Below are 16,231 nucleotides of genomic sequence, written 5' to 3' on the forward strand. Positions count from 1 at the left end.
GCCGAGGCTGACATTCCGAATCCCGCACGCTTTTTGGCCGCCAACGCGTCGATGCCCGCGTGGTAGCGATAACGCCGGCCATCCTCGTCGTCTTCGCCGTCATCCTCGTCGCGTTGGCGTTCTTCGCGACCGAGCCCGTCCCGGTGGACGTGACGGCCATCGGCGTGATGGTGTCGCTGATGTTGATTCAGCCCGCCTCTGAGGCGCTCGCCTCGGCGGGGATGCTCGGCGCGCCCATCGTTCTCTTCGACTCTTACCCCGGCGACGCCCTCTCGGGGTTCGCCAACACGGCGACGCTGACCGTCCTCGCGATGTTCATCCTCAGCGAGGGCGTCCAGCGGACCGGCATCATCCAGCTTCTGGGCGCGAAAATATCAACGTTCACCGGCGACAGCGAACTCCGGCAACTCGGCGCGACCGTCGGCGTCGTCGGCCCCATCTCCGGCTTTATCAACAACACCGCCGCGGTCGCCATCCTGCTCCCGATGGTGACCGACCTCGCCGAGCGCGGGCGAACGTCGCCCTCGAAACTCCTCTTACCGCTGTCGTACGCCTCGATGTTCGGCGGCATGCTGACGCTCATCGGGACCTCGACCAACATCCTCGCCAGCGATGTCTACTCGCGCATCACGGGCGAAGCGCCCTTTACAATGTTCGAGTTCACCGCGCTCGGCGCGGTGGTCATGGCCGTCGGCGTCGTCTACCTCATGACCGTCGGTCGGCGGCTCACGCCGGCGCGAATCGAGCCCCGGCGCGACCTCACCGAGGAGTTCGAGATGGCGGAGTACCTGACCGAGGTCGTCGTCCGTGAGGACTCCCCGCTCGTCGGCCAACAGGTCCAGCGGGCGCTCGTCGAGACCGAGTTCGACGTGGACCTCCTCCAACTCATCCGCGGCGAGAGCGTCTTCCTCGAACCGCTCGGTCCGAAGGAAATCCAACCGGGCGACGTGTTTACCCTCCGAACCGACCGCAACACGCTCGTCGAACTGCTCGACGTGGAGGGGCTCGACCTCGTACCGGCGACCGTCACCGAAGACGAACTCGAACTCGCCGACCGGGGCCAGAACCTCGTCGAAGTCGTCGTCGCACCGGGGTCGGCGCTGGTCGGCGAGTCGCTCGCCTCGGCGAGTTTCAGACAGCGGTACGACGCGACCGTGCTCGCGCTCCGCCGCGGCGGCGAACTCATCCGCCGGCGGATGGACAACCTCCCGCTCCGCGTCGGCGACACGCTGCTCGTGCAGGCGACCGTCGAGAGCATCGAGCGCCTCGACAACAACCGCAACTTCATCGTCGCCCAGGAAATCGAGCGCCACGACTACCGCGAATCGAAGATTCCCGTCGCCGTCGGCATCGTCGCCGGCGTCGTCGCGCTCGCCGCGCTCAACTTCCTGCCCATCGTCGTCGCCGCGCTCCTCGGCGCGCTCGCCATGGTCGCCACGAAGTGTCTCCGGCCGACTGAGTTGTACGACGCCGTTCAGTGGGACGTTATCTTCCTCCTCGCCGGCGTCATCCCGCTCGGCATCGCGATGGAGAACTCCGGGGCCGCCGAACTCCTCGCGGAACTGGTCGTGATGACCGGCGATTTCCTCCCCCTCATCGCCGTTCTTGGGGTGTTTTACTTCGTGACGGCGCTCCTGACGAACGTCATCTCGAACAACGCGAGCGTCGTGCTCATGATTCCAGTTGCCATCGAGGCCGCGACGACGCTCGGCGCCGACCCGTTCTCGTTCGTCCTCGCGGTCATGTTCGCGGCGTCGACGGCCTTCATGACCCCCGTCGGCTACCAGACGAACCTGTTCGTCTATGGCCCCGGCGGCTACAAGTTCACGGACTACATCCGCGTTGGCGGCCCGCTACAGTTGCTCCTCGGGGTCGTGACGACGCTCGGCGTCGCGTACTTCTTCCCCCTGACCTGACGGGGCGGAACGAAACCCTTTACTCCGCGACGGGGAGAGACGTATATGCGGGACCGTGGGTTAGCCTGGTATACTTCGGGCCTTGGGTGCCCGTGACCCCGGTTCAAATCCGGGCGGTCCCATTGGGTATATAAACAAAGCGGCCTGTTTTGCCGCGGTTTTCCACCCGAACAGAGGGGGGTCTGCGCGTGAGCCTCGCACCATCGAAGCGTGCGGGCGAACGCGCCGAAGCGGACCAGATCCAGCGCGTCGACGGCTTCGAAGCCGCGCCGAAGAACGGAGACGACGGGCAAGAACTCCCGTACGACATCGTCTGCGTTCGCGCGGTCTGGCCCTCGCCGGACCTTCCTTTCGTCGGCGTTCTCGTCCTCGAACAGGGCTCCGAAGTCGAGTCCAAATCCTGCGCGGTCGTCATCAACGAGTCGCAGGATCGCGGTCGCTACTACCTTCGGAAGAAGCAGCACGAAGCGCTCGTCGAACTCGGAGCGTTCTATCTGTTCACCGTCCGCGACCCGAACACCGACGAGGTCATCGCTGCGAAAATCGTTCCCGCGACTTCGGTCACCGACCTCAACTTCTCATGGATCGAGGCGGAGGGGCGCGCGACCTTCGGACAGATCACCTGGACGCAGATCTTTGACCGCGAGGAGGTCGAGTCCCGATGAGCGTTCGCGGCACCTACTTCACCGCGCTCGCGAACGAGGATGTCGTTCCCAGCGACCGCGCGCGAGTCTTCGCTATCGTCCGCGACGTTCCCGAGTGGGCCGACGACCTCGTCGACCGCGCGCTCCCACACCTCGCACCGCCCGAGTCTCTTGAGCACGCGCGGGCTCGGGTCGAGGAGGCCGCCGATGCAGACGGCGTCGACAACGCGCTCGCAGTCTCGTGGCAGTCGACGGACTTCGAGACGCGCTTCCGGAGCTACCTCCGAACCACCGGACCTCGCGAAGTCCTCGCGACGGTTCAGTCCGACGCCGACGAGCGCCCCGTCCTGCTCGTCTCGTGGCGTTCCGACGACCGCTACGACCATCGCCGCATAGTCCTCGAAGAACTCCAACAGCGGACGCAGGACGGCCCCTGTGACGACGGACGCCACGAGTGGAGTCGTGGGTCGGTCGTCGGGGTGCTCGTCTGTGACATCTGCGGCTACTCCTCGCAGTCCGTGGTCGACTGGTTCGACCAACCAGTTCGCGTCGCCTACGGAGGTGACCGCCGGTGAGCTTCACTCGACAGATTTGCGAGTGGGAGGAACGACCGTACACGAGCTACGATCGTCGCCGTGCAGTCGTTCAACACCGGGTCGTCTTAGAGGTCTACCGAGACGGGAACAGCGACATTCGCCACGAGGTCCGCTCAGACTACGAAGAAGCCAAAGAGTCTGCCGAGTGGTCGCTCTACGAAGCCTACGAGATTCGCGGTAGCCGTGTCGATTACGTCGGAGGTGACCGCCGGTGAGCGACGATACCGGCGAGGTCGTCGCGGAGTTCTCTGTCCTCGACGACGCGGACGTCGTCACATCGAGCGACGAGGACACCATCGCGTCCGCAGTTGACAACGGATACGAGCCCGGCTCGACCATCGACGACGACCCCGAAGACGTCGAGTTCGAGATGCCCGAGTTCGTCGCGGCGTGTCGCTACTGCCAGACGAGCTTCGAGACCGAGGAAGCCGCGCTCGAACACGAGTGGAACTGCGACCTGGAGCCGACTGGCGAGTGTCGCTTCTGTGGCGGTACCCACATCCGGAAGGACGTTCGCGAGGACCACTTCTACGCCTGCTCGGAAGCGGAGGCGCACGAGCGGAAGCTGAAACGCGGCTCCCGCGCTCGGACGATGCGCGGACAGGATTCGAAGACCGCCGTCTCGGGCCTTCGGAAGTTCCTCCTCCCGCAGCCGCACGAGTTCTCGGCGTACCTGAAGTGGGCCGAATCGCTGTCGACGTACTTCGGCCTCATCTCGCTGTACAAGATGCACGACTTCGAGGAGTACGGGAACCTCCGCGCCGGCATCGAGTTCGGCGGAGAGGAGTGGAACCTCGAATTCGGTTACGCCGACGATCCGAAAATTGCGGTTCCCGACGAAGATACCGACCTCGGTCGGTGGGATTGGCGTCTCGAGGGCGATACTGTGCCCGAGTTCATGATACGACTCTATCCCGAGACGTATCCGTCGTTCCAAGAGGCGAAGGACGACAACCGAAAGCGTGCGTACTTCCGCGTCCGTCCGCGCTGGCCCGGTGTGAAGTCGAAGAGCGGGAAGAACATCTCGAATCCGCACGACATCCTCGGCGTCGACGTCGAGACGCGAGGGAGCTACTTCGAGTTTGACGAGTATCCGAGTCTCCTGTTCGAGGCGCTGCGCGAGCTTCGCGAGCGCCAAGACGAGTTCGGTTGGAACTCGTTCACTGGAATCGACTACGACGCGCTCCATCCCGAAAAGGTACACAAGTCGTCGAACGTGACCGACGCCGAGCTGTACGTCCGCGCGAAGAAGGGCGAGACCGGTCGGGTGTTCGCGCTCGACGGGACGCTTCACCGCATCGCACTCATCCTCGGCGGCGAGCGCAGCGGCTATTCGAAGACTGTTCGCGACGACCGCGTCTGCGAAGGCTGGTATCACACGTCCACGGTCTGCGCGATGCGCGCGGCCGAGATCGTCGGTGGTCACGAACTCCCGAAGGAGTTCAAGCACTACCACGTGAAGAACCCGGACGCTGTCGCTGGAACACCGCTGGAGAACCCGAAGATCGGTGTTTCCTATCAGAACTCGCTGTACGACGACACCCTCCGGTTCCACGACGTCGACCAGCTCCACAAGGAACTCGACGAGGCGCTGCTGAACGTTCTGAACTGGTCGGACCTGCCGGTGACGCCTGACCACCAGATGTACGTCGCGGACGACTACTTCGCCGTCGAGGGCGAGGCGCGAATGGCGAAGGTCGCCGACAATCCGCTCCCGCGTATCGCTCAGCAGCAGGAGGACGAGATTCGGATGTTCGCCACCGCGGGGAACCTCGTGGAGACGGACGTCGCGATCACCGAGGAGCTGGTGACTGACGGCGGCCACATCTCGCCGGCCGACCTCGCCGAGCGGATCGGCGTCCACATCGATACCGTCTATCGCGCGCTGAAGCGACTCGGTGATCTCGTGATTCACGATTACGGCAGCGTCGAGCTGGCCTCGAAACACATCGCGAACGGGATCGTCGAACACATCGAGTCCGCGCGCCGGACTGTCGAAGCCACGATCGAGGAGGCTACCGACGATATCATCCGCGCCGACACTTACGGCCACGAGAACGACCCGTGGTCGCGATGGCTTCGGAACTACGTCGTCGATCGGAAGGATGGCGAGTACCGCGAGCGCCTCGAACTCGACGATCAACCTGACCGCAACGACATCCGTCGGATCATCCGCTCGGGTGCGATGACCTGGGCGGAGGTCACCGGCAACGACATCGAAGACTTCGCTCGTGAGTTCGAGGTCGAGGCCCGTGCCCGCAGCTCGGGTCGTCGGTTCGAATACCTCCTCGGTGATCTGCTCGGTCTCGTCGGCTCGAAGAACGTCGTCACGCTCGCCAGATAGCTGACGACTCCTGAGTGGCAACGCTGTTCTCTGACGTTAGTCCCGGCAAGAATGTCTGTGTTTTCAGGACGTTAGCGACTGCATTTTTCTTGGCGCCGTCTCGCCTCGACCAGCGCCGCAACCGCCGTCACTCCGAATCCGGGGGGACCCCCCTGATTCTCCGTTAGATGTGTGGCTAAAGAGCCACACTTCAAGATTACCGGAGCCTTCGCTGCGCTCAGGCTCCAGATGAAACAGATGAAACGGGGGTCGCCGCGCCTACTCGGCGCGGCTTGCCCGCGCGAAAAATTTAGACGTCGATTACTCCAAAGCGAGGTGAGCCATCGCCCTGGAGGTGACGTGGTCCGGCACGGGTCCGAGGTAGTTTCGACGGAACGTCTCGCGCCCGGAATCGGTCATCGCCCACCCACCCCACGCCATCGTCAACTCCTCAGCGATAGGGACACCCTCGAACGCGAGTGAGTAGAACGTATCCGTCGCCCACGTTCGTCGAAGGTCGTGCATCCCGAGGTCGTGCCACCGGTCGTCGTCGAGGTCGTCGGCCAACTGTTCTCGCGCTTCGGCAATCCAATCGCGAAGCGAGCGAGTCGAGACATCGACCACCGGTTCGTCAGCTCGCAATCGCGCCGCGGACTTCAGGTACTTCACGCGCTCGCGGAGACTCCGCGAGACCGGCGTGTCCCGAGCGCCGCTCTTGCCGTCGGGGACACTCAGTCGCCACTTCCCCTCATCGTCGAGGCGTTCGAAGTGTCGCGGCTCCACGTTTCGGACTTCGTCGCTGCGGAGACCGTGGAGTGCGAGGTCCAGAGCGATACGCCGCCGTGGGTATTCGTCCTCGACGAGCGAGAGGAGTTTCTCTTGTTCCGCGCGTGAGAGCCACAGTCGCTTTCCTGACTTCGATGGATATGGGCGTACCTGCATGGTTCCAGTTCTGGTAGTTATCTCTGTTTCCCGGAACCTTAGCTAGTTCGGTCGGGCTGATCTACTCGGAAAAGACGTCGATTACGCGTCGTCGAGGAGCATTTGGTTACGAGAATAGTCGGTTCTCGGAAGCGGTCGCACCGAACTCATAAGCGGACCTCCCAGTACCCGAACCGCTCGACGAACACCATGTAGTAAATCACGAGCAGAATTATCGCAACGAAGACAAGCGCGAAGAGTCCCCATGGCAACGAACTGAACACCGACGCCGAGTCGAGCGTCATTCAAACAACTCCTCAGTCAGAACTTCGTCGTAGTCACAGAACTCGTAGACACAGGTTGCCCTGACTGCTGTCTCTTCTCTGTCGAGCTCTTCATAGTCGAACCTGTGCCCGAACAATTTGTGCTGAACTACACCGAGGAGTCCATCAGACACTGTGCATCACCACGCTGGCAACACCAACCCAAAGAAACGTGCCTAAAATGGCGCAAGCCCACTGTCTCCAGTCCGTCGCGCCAGTTGGCCCGACCATTTCTCCCGCGAAGTGTAGCGGGCCGAGTAATACCATGAAGACCCATCCCACGGCATGGTAGACACGGGATTGGAGCTTAGACATGGCCAGGGAACCCTCCTGCGACGCCCCAGCCGACGAGAGCGATTGTCGAACCGACAAGTAGCGTACCCGTGTACCACTGCGGCACTCCGAGGTCGACGAAAAGACTCGCGAACGCGACACCGACTGAGAACAGGCACGTGAAGCCGATAACAATCCCAAGGTGCCAGAAGTCGATTCGCTGGTTTTCCTCAGTCAATTTCAGTCACCTCGACACGTGGGTGCAGGAAGTAAATACCCCAAACTGCGAGAAATAGCACACCAGACCCACCTGCGACCTCGATTGAGATTAGCTTAGCGACCGCCACCAACACGAGAACGGTCACAAGCATCGCAACACCCAGTTGATTGCTTAGGTCAGAGGAATTAGAGTTCATCTTCGACACCTCTCGCGTCTGCTTTGAGGATACAGATCATGCACGCACCGTCGCCGTCGACGTGGGGGCAATCCACAGTACCCTCTTGCTCGTTAGACATCCGGCTCATCCTCCATTAGCTCGTAGAACCGACACGGGACCGTGTAGCCGGCGACGAACGCGACAAGAGCAATCGAGATGCCTGCCATGTAGCCGAATCTCGCGGCTCTCAGCCAGAACACCGGTGCGTCCGTCAGGAACATCAGGCTCGAAACCGACACCAGCAACAAGCCTGCATAAGAGAAGCCGATGCAGTACCCTCGACATCCCTCGGCGTACGGCATCTGGACCAACAGTTCTCCGTCGTCGTCTTCGATGACTTTAGCCTCGCTCATTTGAACATCACCCAGAACTCGTTGAGGACGATGGTTCCAAAGAACAGAATCATCAGTAGAATCAGGAAGATTGGGAACGACGTCGCCTGCGCGCGTGTAGACTCATCGAACTCCTCGCTCAACTCTGACTTTGACGAAAGCGAGGACGAGCGCCATCGCGACCAGGGCGACCACGAGGTGGACGTCTTCCGACAAACCCAGCCAGTCGGCGACGACGTCGACGACAAGGACGACCGCGACGATGTTGACGAACGTCTCGATGACCGGGACGGTCGGGTCGGCATCAGTCATCGCCCTCCTCGATACCAACATTGACGAGATCGTCGAACGCGTAGGTTGCAGCTCCACTCGAGGAGACCAGCGTGACGACGAATCCGACGATAGCGAATGTGCCCGTCACAGTCGGTGCGATGCCGGATTGATAGCCGGTGTAGCACAGTACGATCACGCAGACAGACACGTACATCGTCACTTGGTACTGCCAACGCTCGAACCGTAGTGAGAGACTCGACGAACTCATCGAGAACCACCACCAGAACCCGAGAAAATCCCGAAATCGAATCTGACCGGGGGTCGCGCGCGCAGGCGCGCGCATAGCGCGAGTGCGCAAATATAGGCAAAAGTCAATAGGGGTGTGTGCTGTGTGTGAGTGTCTGGTCTCATCTCAGGCTTCCTCCGCGAATCGCTCTAAGTCGACGTCCGGTCTGTTTTCCAGAATCAATTTCACCTTCTTCGCATTGCGCATCGAAGCACCGTAGTGAACCTCGATGAGTTCAGACGCGATGTAGGGCTGCTTGTTGCCGCCGTGGATCGACACCACGCGGCCGATCCCCTCGTCGACGATCTCTTGGGCGAGTTCGCGCGGGTCGAGGTCGAGTTCTGACTCGTCCTCGTCGTCGTCAGGGTCGATTCGCTCATTCTTTTTCTTCTTGTCACGGCGTTTGAACACCTCCCAGAGTTCCGTGCCTTCGAGCGATGGGAAGGAGTCTCGCATATCCGGCTCCGGCCACTCGCCGGTCTCCCATTTTTCGTCGAGTGACTCACGGGAGTACCCACGGAGTTTCCCCCGCTGGTTTCGCGGGATTTTGAGTGCCGCGAGTGCTCGACGTTTTGCGAGCGTTGTCGGGATATCATCGTACCCCTGATACCCCAACATGATGAAATACTCGCTCGTCCGAACGTCGAGGAGATCTTTTTCGGCATCCTTCTGTTCGCTATCCATTGCATCGCGCTTGTAGAGTGCACGTGCCGCGTCCATGACCGGGATTGCAGACCGTTCTGGCGCGGTTGCCATGGTGCGCTTGAACTCGTCTCTCTCACCCCAGACGACGCGGTCCAAGACTGACTCGGGCGTCGGGTCGAGGCCGCGAACATCTTGCCAGAGCCACGTCAGTTGGTTCATCAGCGTCGACTTCCCGTCCCCTTCCTCTGCGATGACTAGGATGATTGCGTCGTACTGTTTCTCGATTCGCCGTTCGTGGATTTTCTCAACCCATCGCTGAATTTTCTCCATCTTCGTCACCTCATGTGAACATGGCCGAAGTCTCCGCCTCGACTTTGTCTTCGGGCTCTTCCTTCTGCGTCCGTCCGGCTTTCAAGTAGCCGATTTCCCACGCCGAGCGTCGAATGTCGAGCATGAACTCGTGCATCCAACCCGGCGACGAAGTCGTCAGCGAAACCGACTCGAACCGCTCGATGAATCCGTCTTCTCCGAGCCACCGGTCGAGAATCTCTCCGTACAGCTCGACGTCATCCTCGTCGTTCTCCATCTCTGGGATGAGACGGAACGCAGCCGCCTTGATTAGCGATCGAGCTTCGGCCGCGTCTTCTGCGCGGATTTGGGCGTCTTCAGCGTGCGCCGCATCGATATACGCCCACGCGTTGAGCGCGTCATCGACCGCACGAGCATAGCGGTCTGAGACCTTCTCGTAGTTCGAGTAGCCATCCCACCGCGTCCCACGCTTTTTGGGATTCGAGTCGCTCATCACTCCACCTGGGACTCCCACATCCGCATGAGTTCCTGATTCTCCACGTCGACCTCGTCGCCGTCAAGAACAGGGTGCAGTTCGAGGTACGGCAACGAATCGTCACCAGGGATGACCAGCTCTGCGCGCAAACTTCGAGACGGCTCATTCGGGAACGGTGCTGAGTCCAGTTTCTTCGAGATCGTCACGCGCACGTTCTCGTCGTTGCCTGTCACAGAGAACGACCCAAGCGACTTGATGACCGGACCATTTCGACGGTGTTTCGTCGATAGTGCCATGTCCAAGAAATTCTAGCCAACCGACGTAATACTTCTGAGCAATCTGTACAGATGCTGTACAACCGCTCACGTATTCATGTTCAAATTCTCAGAAATACTATATGTGGGAGAAATAAACGCCGATTTAGGAGGCACCCAATATGCTTGACTTCATCAAGATCACCGCCAAATCGGCGGTCGCAAACGCCCGGTCGGAAGACCGAGCACAGACCAACCTCGTCGGACTATTCATCGGCCTGATGATTGCGGCTATCGTCGCAATTCAGGTCTTCATCCCGGTCGTCAACGATGCAATCGCGTCGTCGAACGTTTCCGGAACCGAAGCAACGATTCTCGGACTGCTGCCGCTCTTCGCGGCGCTGCTCCTTCTGATCGCGCTCGCGTCGCCCCTCATGCGTCGCATCTAACCACCACCAGGGTACTTTATTATGAACGCAAAAGGGATTGCAGCAGTTCTGATTGCCGCTACGATAGCGGCGACGCTGTTCATGCCAATCTCGAACACCGTCTCCGGGAACACCGGCACGCAGTCGGTGGTCAACGAGACCGCTACTGCTGATGTCGGGACCGCGGTCGACCTCGACGGCTACGAGGTCGTCGTCGATTCTGAAACCGTCTACTACGACAACGGTACTGGCTGGAATACAGCTACTGCTGGGACGGACTACAGTTTCGACGACACATCCGCGAGCGTCACCGCGCTGTCCGGCGGAAGCATCGATGACGGCGCAGCGCTCCGAGTGAGCTACGACTATCAAGCGACCAGCGGATCAACGACCACTATTACCGGTCTCATCCCGCTGTTCGTGGCGTTGCTCATCCTCGGAGTGCTCGCCGCTAAAACCATGGACGGACTCTGAGGTAGCCCCATGCTCCTCACCGTTTTCGCCCTTTTATTGGCGCTCAGTATTGGCGTCTTCATCGTTGGCTACGTCACCGGCTATCACGAGATCGCACTCATCGGAGCGGTCATCGTCTTCGGAGTCGGCGTCATGGTCACCGGGACGACGCTTGAGTACCAGAGCGGCAAGACAGAGGTCGCCGTCGACGCGAACGAGACGCAGATCAATTACGACTACACGCCGGTCGAGACACCCACGCGGCTCCCACTTGGATCACTTGTCATGCTGACTGGTGGGGCGCTCGTTCTCCGGAGTCTCGACTCCTTCAGATAACCCATGACTCAACCAAAATCCCGAACCCCGAACATCCCTGACAAACATCGGAGTGGTGGCCCACAATCCAGTCTCGAAGTGATGGAGAAGGCCATCGAATCAACCGACAGAGACCAGTTCCTGTCGGACGCCAACCTCGGTCTCGGCAACTACAAAGACGCCGAGATGTGGCAGCAAATCGAGAGCTACAAGGCCGGCATGTTCGCCGAAGCGGCATTTTCGGAGACAATTCTCGAACGGGCCATCGACGAAGCAAAAGTCGAGTTGGCGCTCAACGGGTGGACCTTCTGGAGCGAAGACGAGAACCGCTACGACTGGAAGCCCCTCGAAGAAGTCGAGGGACACGATGAGGAATCTCCGGACGACATCCGCGAGCGAGGAGAAACCATCTGGCACGAGCTGCCAGACGCTGAAAAAGCCGCAGCGCTCGAAGACCTCGTCGGTCTCACGGGAGAATGGACGAACCCCTTCTACCGGATGATGATGGCTCGTCACGAGACATCGCGCTCTCGCGACGCCCGACTCATCGACAACATCTTCGGCCGCATCCGGCACGTCATCTCTGAGAACGACGACGGCAAGAAGAAAGGAGGAATCCTCAGCCGCAATCGGGGTGAGTCGCGATGAACGTCGCAGGTGGCGTCTCAGTCATGAATACAGGGATTCTGTTTGCCCTCTTCACCGAAGAGTTCGGTTCTGGTCCAGCCGAATACGCTAACGCGATCGTGCTCATCATGTTCGTCGGTTTTCTGTACATGATGTCCCCCCAACTCGAGTTAGTCCTCGACGACCTTCGGCAGATGGCTGACCGAGGTGATCGAGATGAGTAATCCAGACGAAGAAGCAGTCGCTCTCCCCGACGGACCAACCGCAAACGGACCCACAAAAGACGACGGGGTTGTGATGCCACCGGACGTTCGCCAGTCCCGATTCGGCTTCCTCGGGACTGCAATCAAGCAACGGCGGTACGAGCAGAAGAGGAAGAAACTCGCGAACAAAGGATACGTCGAGTGGCGACTTATCGACTCGCAGTTCCCCCGGCCGAAGTTCATCAAGCCGAAGGCAAAGGGCGGCGGGATGCTCGAATACGAGCATGACGGGGAGACCTATCTCTTCCCGCGAAACGCGATGATCCCCTCGGCACAGACCGGGATGTGGACAGTCTTCCACAAGAAAGGCCAAGCCGATCCGATAAACCTCCGCGAACCGGTTCGACACTCGATCGAGGCCGACACGCTCACGCAGTACCTCGAAAAACGCGTGACCACCAGTCCGCCCGGCCTCCTGTCGCGACTCGACATCAACCCGAAAGACCTCGTCATGTACGGGATGATGGCTATCGTCGCCTTCGCGCTTATTCAGGGGATGATCTGAATGTCGTCACAACGCATCTCACGAGATTCTCGGTTCATGCTCATCGCCGTCGATGAGCGTAAATCGAAGAGTCTCCCACCGGGAACACGGCTCATCGCACAGGCGCAGCGACTCGAAGACCTCTCGTCAACCATCGAAGCCAAAACCGGCGTTCGGAGGAGGGATAACGATGGGAATCCGTGACCGCCTCCGCTCGCAGGACGATTCGTACTGGGACCAGTACGAGGAGAGTCGCACTGATCGGATCAAAAAGCGATTCTCAGGGAGCGGATGGGACGATGACGGAGCTGCGCGACGGGCCGCCAAACGCGGAGCGGCAGCAGCGAAAGAACGACTCGAGAACGTCGACAGACGACGGATCGTCGAAGCCCTCAGACAAGCCGGGTCGGGTTCCCCCCGCCCGTCTCGCGGGACTGCAGAAGAACGTGAGATGGCCCAGCGTGCCGAAGAAGCCGCAACGGCCGGAGCGGTCGTCGATGCCACTTTCGACGGAGTAACCGCCCCTGAACAGACCGGCTTCTTCGCGATGGGACGTCGAAGTGATGGAGCAAGTGTCCAGTCTGATGGCACAGCCGTTGAAGACAACCAGCCCAGAGTCGACGACCTCGTCTACGGTGCCGGCGTGCCCGGACAAAATGACATGGGGAGCATGGGGCTCGATGTCGGTGTCGGGGTTGGTTTCAGACCTGCCGCCGACGACGACCAGGACGACGCCGACGATGAGGATCGAGGCATGTTCGAGTTCGACGACCCGTTCGGCGTTGGAGGTGGGTTCTGATGGGTCTTCGAGATGTCCTCAACTCCAGCGGTGGCGGCAGTGACGAAGACCAACAGGCCGCAGAAGAGTATGACGAGAATGTCCGCGATTCGCGAGACGATGCAACATCAACCTCGTCGTCAAGCTCGCCAGACTCATCGTCATCTTCGCGCGACCGAGACCGAGAAATCGTCGAACAGCGAAAAAGTCAGCGGCGGGGCGACCGGTACCAAACCGGCAATGAATCACCCTCGGGTTCGGACAGTAACACCACCACGTCGTCCGGGTCATCCACAAGCTCTCAAGACACGACAGACCGGCAGGCAGTCGAACAGTACAAAGAGGCCGTTCAAGACTCAAAAGAGAGACAGTCTGAGACGGTCGACAAAGGAACGACAATTCTCGCCGACTCTCCCAACAGATTCGAGACTGTCGAAGAGCGCCTGAACCAAACCACCGACCCGTCGAGAATTTCGATCACCGAGGGAGGTTCCAGTTCAGGAGTCGTTGCCGAGTACACGGCTGACGGCCGCGAGTATCGTCAAGAGTTCCGCTTTGAGGATCGAGAACGTCTCCAGAACCTCAGAGACAACGCTCGTGCGCGGAAGACCGACTCGGGAATCGAAATTCTCGACGCCGTTCGATACAACGATGATACCGATTCCTACAGGGACGAACGACAGATGTCTATCGTCGAAGAGACACTCCGCGACGACTTTGGAGAGCCTAACCGGATCTCTGTCACCCAGTCCGACCAGAGTGACGACGTCTACGTCGCGGAAGCGGAGTACGGCAACTCGACCTACACGCGCTTCTTCTCATTCGGTTCTCAGACCGAAGAGGAGCTGCTCGAGGCGTCCAAGCGGCGCAAGAAGGATCAGCAGAAGGTGAAGTCCACGACTGAGCAAGACCCAGTCCCAGAACAAGACACTCAGCTCACCAAGAGTCCGACAGGCCAGATTTCGACCCGAGAACGAGAGCGTGCCCGAGACGCTCTCGCAGACAAAGCCGGAGTCGGCGCGAGAGATGTGAAAATAACTGGCCGAACTGAAGACGGTGGCTATCGCGGGCTTGCAGTCGACTTTGAAGAAACCCAGCGAAAAGCCGTCTCAGAAGCCGTCGAGAGCGCCGACAGAGCGAGCGACGCAATTGATTGGGAACAGGCGGTGCAAGATCCCGTCGGATTCCTCAGGGGTGCTGGTCGTGAGCGCGAGGAAGCCCTGCTTCGCCCGATCTCGAAGTTCGGAGACGGTGCGAGAGAATCGATTGACGACATCAATCGCCGACTCACTCCTGGTGATGATGTCTACACCGATCGAGACCTTGCAAACGACATCGTTGGCGGGTTGAGCGATAACAAAGAAGGCATCGCGACCGCCGCGGCTGCGGGTGTCGTCGCTCCAGAGCCTGCGACGAGTGTCGGAGGTGCGATCACTCTCGGAGGAATCGCTGTCGCCGGACTCGCTGCTGACGCCGTCCTCAATCAGAACGAGGGGGAACTCGGAGTTCCCGAGGAGCAACAGCAGTCCGAGGTCGATGTCCCGGCAGATCCCGCATCCAGCAATTCCGAGGTCAACGTACCCGAGGACGGTTCAGCGTCGATGTCAGAAGTGGACGTTCCTGCGGATGGCACGATGCAGCGACCCGAGGTTGGCGTGCCCGACCAGAATGAGCCCGACGTTCTGACCATCTCGGCCGCTGAGCTTGTGTCTCGTGGTCGGCAAAAAGAGCGAGACGAAGAGGAAGAGCAGATCGACCCACTCGCGGAATCCATGCGTGAGATGGAACGCTCGCAGCGGCAGGGCTTCTCGAACAAGCCACCTGAGAGCTACGTCGATGTCGATGAGGGCGGCTACCAGTATCAAGACTGGGAGCCTGTCGAAATCATCCGCCGGGAAGAGGAGACTGCTGCGCAGCAGTCTGACGTCATGGACGCGGCACAGTCGACCCAACAGCCCTCGGTCAACGTCGACGTCGGGAGCTTTGGCGGGAGTTCGTCGCAGCCGGAAACCCTGCCGCTCCTCGACGATGCTCAAGACGCAGAACAAGACCTCGCAGAAGAAGTCGTCACAGACGTTGGTGCCGATCAACGAGAGTCTCAACGGCCTGACGAGGTGTTCGGCCAGACTCCAGGAGCAGATGTCGGAGTCGGCTCGGTGACCGTCGGTGAGATCGGCACGACCACAGCCACGGACACCGCGACTTCGACAGAGACCGCGACCCCCAACGGCTACGGTGCACCTTATCCAACGGCCTTCGCCGACGAGACACCCCCAGCCGACGGTTATGGCTACAGCTACGAGTTCACCGGGAGAAATCAAAGGCAGCGTCGAAGCGCTGGCGAGGGAACCAATTCTCGAGACTTCGGCCTCGGTCTTGGCGTCGATTCTCGTGGTTCTGCAGGGGACCGATTCGCATCTGGATGGTACGCTGAGACTGTCACGGACATCGCGACCACCGGACAGAGTGACGAAGATCCACTCACGCAAGCCGAACTCGCGGCCCTCGCCGGTGAAGGTCTCTCGTACGGTGAACTCCCGACAGCCGAGATGGTCCGAGGCGATCCTGAAACGAGAGAACGTATCGACGACGTCGAATCGCTGCTCGGTTTCGCGAACTCGGGCGACGGAGTTGACGACGAAAAAGAGACCGACAGCTGGTTTACCGGCTGGGGGAGGTTCTGATGAGCCCGTATTCGTTTCCACTCGCGATGTTCTCGTTCTTCGGGTTTGTCGCTATCATCCCGGTCTGGTTGTGGTTCCTCAACGACCGTCTTCCAGGCCTGCCTCTGGAGTTCCAGTTCATTGCGGGACTCGTTCTTCCCGCCGCGCTGCTTGTCTTCATTGGATCATGGATGCAGCCCGGAGGTGCCTGAC

General features: G+C 60.3%; 24 protein-coding genes and 1 tRNA gene. 16 read left to right on the plus strand and 9 right to left on the minus strand.

What is annotated here, in order from left to right:
* Positions 1-59 precede the first annotated feature (59 nt).
* From C5B90_RS06290 to C5B90_RS06315, 6 genes are all read left to right on the plus strand, one after another.
* Entirely contained in the window at positions 60-1,916 is a 1,857-nt protein-coding gene (locus C5B90_RS06290) for an SLC13 family permease (RefSeq protein ID WP_042663983.1), read from the plus strand.
* A gap of 49 nt (positions 1,917-1,965) precedes the next feature.
* A tRNA-Pro gene (locus C5B90_RS06295) sits at positions 1,966-2,038 on the plus strand.
* Positions 2,039-2,104: 66 nt separating this feature from the next.
* A complete protein-coding gene (locus C5B90_RS06300; RefSeq protein ID WP_233511906.1) occupies positions 2,105-2,581 on the plus strand; it encodes a hypothetical protein in 477 nt (158 codons plus the stop codon).
* Positions 2,578-3,135, plus strand: a complete 558-nt coding sequence (locus tag C5B90_RS06305) for a hypothetical protein (RefSeq protein ID WP_115879939.1) — start codon at positions 2,578-2,580, stop codon at positions 3,133-3,135. Before C5B90_RS06300 ends, C5B90_RS06305 begins: the two co-directional genes overlap by 4 nt.
* Complete coding sequence (locus tag C5B90_RS06310; protein ID WP_115879941.1) at positions 3,132-3,371, plus strand: hypothetical protein; 240 nt, start codon at positions 3,132-3,134, stop codon at positions 3,369-3,371. The genes C5B90_RS06305 and C5B90_RS06310 overlap by 4 nt, the downstream gene beginning before the upstream one ends.
* Positions 3,368-5,500, plus strand: a complete 2,133-nt coding sequence (locus C5B90_RS06315) for an AsnC family protein (protein ID WP_233511908.1) — start codon at positions 3,368-3,370, stop codon at positions 5,498-5,500. Before C5B90_RS06310 ends, C5B90_RS06315 begins: the two co-directional genes overlap by 4 nt.
* Before the next feature lie 300 nt (positions 5,501-5,800).
* Here the strand turns inward: C5B90_RS06315 and C5B90_RS06320 are convergent, their stop codons facing one another.
* The 9 genes from C5B90_RS06320 to C5B90_RS06355 form a co-directional block, all read right to left on the minus strand.
* Complete coding sequence (locus C5B90_RS06320; RefSeq protein ID WP_115879943.1) at positions 5,801-6,421, minus strand: site-specific integrase; 621 nt, start codon at positions 6,419-6,421, stop codon at positions 5,801-5,803.
* Positions 6,422-6,567: 146 nt separating this feature from the next.
* Entirely contained in the window at positions 6,568-6,705 is a 138-nt protein-coding gene (locus tag C5B90_RS20515) for a hypothetical protein (RefSeq protein ID WP_158547214.1), read from the minus strand.
* Entirely contained in the window at positions 6,702-6,857 is a 156-nt protein-coding gene (locus tag C5B90_RS20520; protein ID WP_158547215.1) for a hypothetical protein, read from the minus strand. Before C5B90_RS20520 ends, C5B90_RS20515 begins: the two co-directional genes overlap by 4 nt.
* Positions 6,858-7,504: 647 nt before the next feature.
* A complete protein-coding gene (locus tag C5B90_RS06330) occupies positions 7,505-7,786 on the minus strand; it encodes a hypothetical protein (protein ID WP_115879947.1) in 282 nt (93 codons plus the stop codon).
* Positions 7,787-7,888: 102 nt separating this feature from the next.
* The gene (locus C5B90_RS06335) at positions 7,889-8,077 is read right to left on the minus strand and encodes a hypothetical protein (protein ID WP_115879949.1); all 189 of its coding nucleotides are present in this window, start codon (positions 8,075-8,077) and stop codon (positions 7,889-7,891) included.
* A complete protein-coding gene (locus tag C5B90_RS06340) occupies positions 8,070-8,306 on the minus strand; it encodes a hypothetical protein (protein ID WP_148708199.1) in 237 nt (78 codons plus the stop codon). The genes C5B90_RS06335 and C5B90_RS06340 overlap by 8 nt, the downstream gene beginning before the upstream one ends.
* A 144-nt stretch (positions 8,307-8,450) precedes the next feature.
* Positions 8,451-9,299, minus strand: a complete 849-nt coding sequence (locus C5B90_RS06345; protein ID WP_115879953.1) for a hypothetical protein — start codon at positions 9,297-9,299, stop codon at positions 8,451-8,453.
* A 10-nt stretch (positions 9,300-9,309) separates the two neighbouring features.
* Positions 9,310-9,771, minus strand: a complete 462-nt coding sequence (locus C5B90_RS06350) for a hypothetical protein (RefSeq protein ID WP_115879955.1) — start codon at positions 9,769-9,771, stop codon at positions 9,310-9,312.
* The gene (locus C5B90_RS06355; protein WP_115879957.1) at positions 9,771-10,049 is read right to left on the minus strand and encodes a hypothetical protein; all 279 of its coding nucleotides are present in this window, start codon (positions 10,047-10,049) and stop codon (positions 9,771-9,773) included. The genes C5B90_RS06350 and C5B90_RS06355 overlap by 1 nt, the downstream gene beginning before the upstream one ends.
* Before the next feature lie 140 nt (positions 10,050-10,189).
* Between C5B90_RS06355 and C5B90_RS06360 the strand changes: the two genes are divergently transcribed.
* From C5B90_RS06360 to C5B90_RS06400, 10 genes are all read left to right on the plus strand, one after another.
* Complete coding sequence (locus C5B90_RS06360; RefSeq protein ID WP_115879959.1) at positions 10,190-10,456, plus strand: hypothetical protein; 267 nt, start codon at positions 10,190-10,192, stop codon at positions 10,454-10,456.
* Between the two features lie 81 nt (positions 10,457-10,537).
* Positions 10,538-10,909 (plus strand): hypothetical protein, encoded by a 372-nt coding sequence (locus C5B90_RS06365; RefSeq protein WP_115879961.1) that lies wholly within the window; start codon positions 10,538-10,540, stop codon positions 10,907-10,909.
* A 9-nt stretch (positions 10,910-10,918) separates the two neighbouring features.
* Positions 10,919-11,224 (plus strand): hypothetical protein, encoded by a 306-nt coding sequence (locus C5B90_RS06370; RefSeq protein ID WP_115879963.1) that lies wholly within the window; start codon positions 10,919-10,921, stop codon positions 11,222-11,224.
* A gap of 3 nt (positions 11,225-11,227) precedes the next feature.
* Positions 11,228-11,851 carry a hypothetical protein gene (locus C5B90_RS06375; protein ID WP_148708200.1) on the plus strand — a complete coding sequence of 208 codons (624 nt, stop codon included), beginning with the start codon at positions 11,228-11,230 and terminating at the stop codon, positions 11,849-11,851.
* Positions 11,848-12,054, plus strand: a complete 207-nt coding sequence (locus C5B90_RS06380) for a hypothetical protein (protein WP_115879967.1) — start codon at positions 11,848-11,850, stop codon at positions 12,052-12,054. Before C5B90_RS06375 ends, C5B90_RS06380 begins: the two co-directional genes overlap by 4 nt.
* Positions 12,047-12,598 (plus strand): hypothetical protein, encoded by a 552-nt coding sequence (locus tag C5B90_RS06385; RefSeq protein ID WP_148708201.1) that lies wholly within the window; start codon positions 12,047-12,049, stop codon positions 12,596-12,598. The genes C5B90_RS06380 and C5B90_RS06385 overlap by 8 nt, the downstream gene beginning before the upstream one ends.
* A gap of 36 nt (positions 12,599-12,634) precedes the next feature.
* Complete coding sequence (locus C5B90_RS20525) at positions 12,635-12,781, plus strand: hypothetical protein (RefSeq protein ID WP_158547216.1); 147 nt, start codon at positions 12,635-12,637, stop codon at positions 12,779-12,781.
* On the plus strand, positions 12,768-13,376 hold the full coding sequence (locus C5B90_RS20270) for a hypothetical protein (protein WP_148708202.1): 609 nt from the start codon (positions 12,768-12,770) through the stop codon (positions 13,374-13,376). The genes C5B90_RS20525 and C5B90_RS20270 overlap by 14 nt, the downstream gene beginning before the upstream one ends.
* Positions 13,376-16,039: a hypothetical protein gene (locus tag C5B90_RS06395; protein WP_148708203.1), complete on the plus strand. Its 2,664-nt coding sequence runs from the start codon at positions 13,376-13,378 to the stop codon at positions 16,037-16,039. The genes C5B90_RS20270 and C5B90_RS06395 overlap by 1 nt, the downstream gene beginning before the upstream one ends.
* Positions 16,039-16,230, plus strand: a complete 192-nt coding sequence (locus tag C5B90_RS06400) for a hypothetical protein (RefSeq protein WP_115879975.1) — start codon at positions 16,039-16,041, stop codon at positions 16,228-16,230. The genes C5B90_RS06395 and C5B90_RS06400 overlap by 1 nt, the downstream gene beginning before the upstream one ends.
* Position 16,231 lies beyond the last annotated feature (1 nt).

The organism is Haloferax sp. Atlit-12N (genome assembly GCF_003383095.1).
Classification (GTDB): domain Archaea; phylum Halobacteriota; class Halobacteria; order Halobacteriales; family Haloferacaceae; genus Haloferax.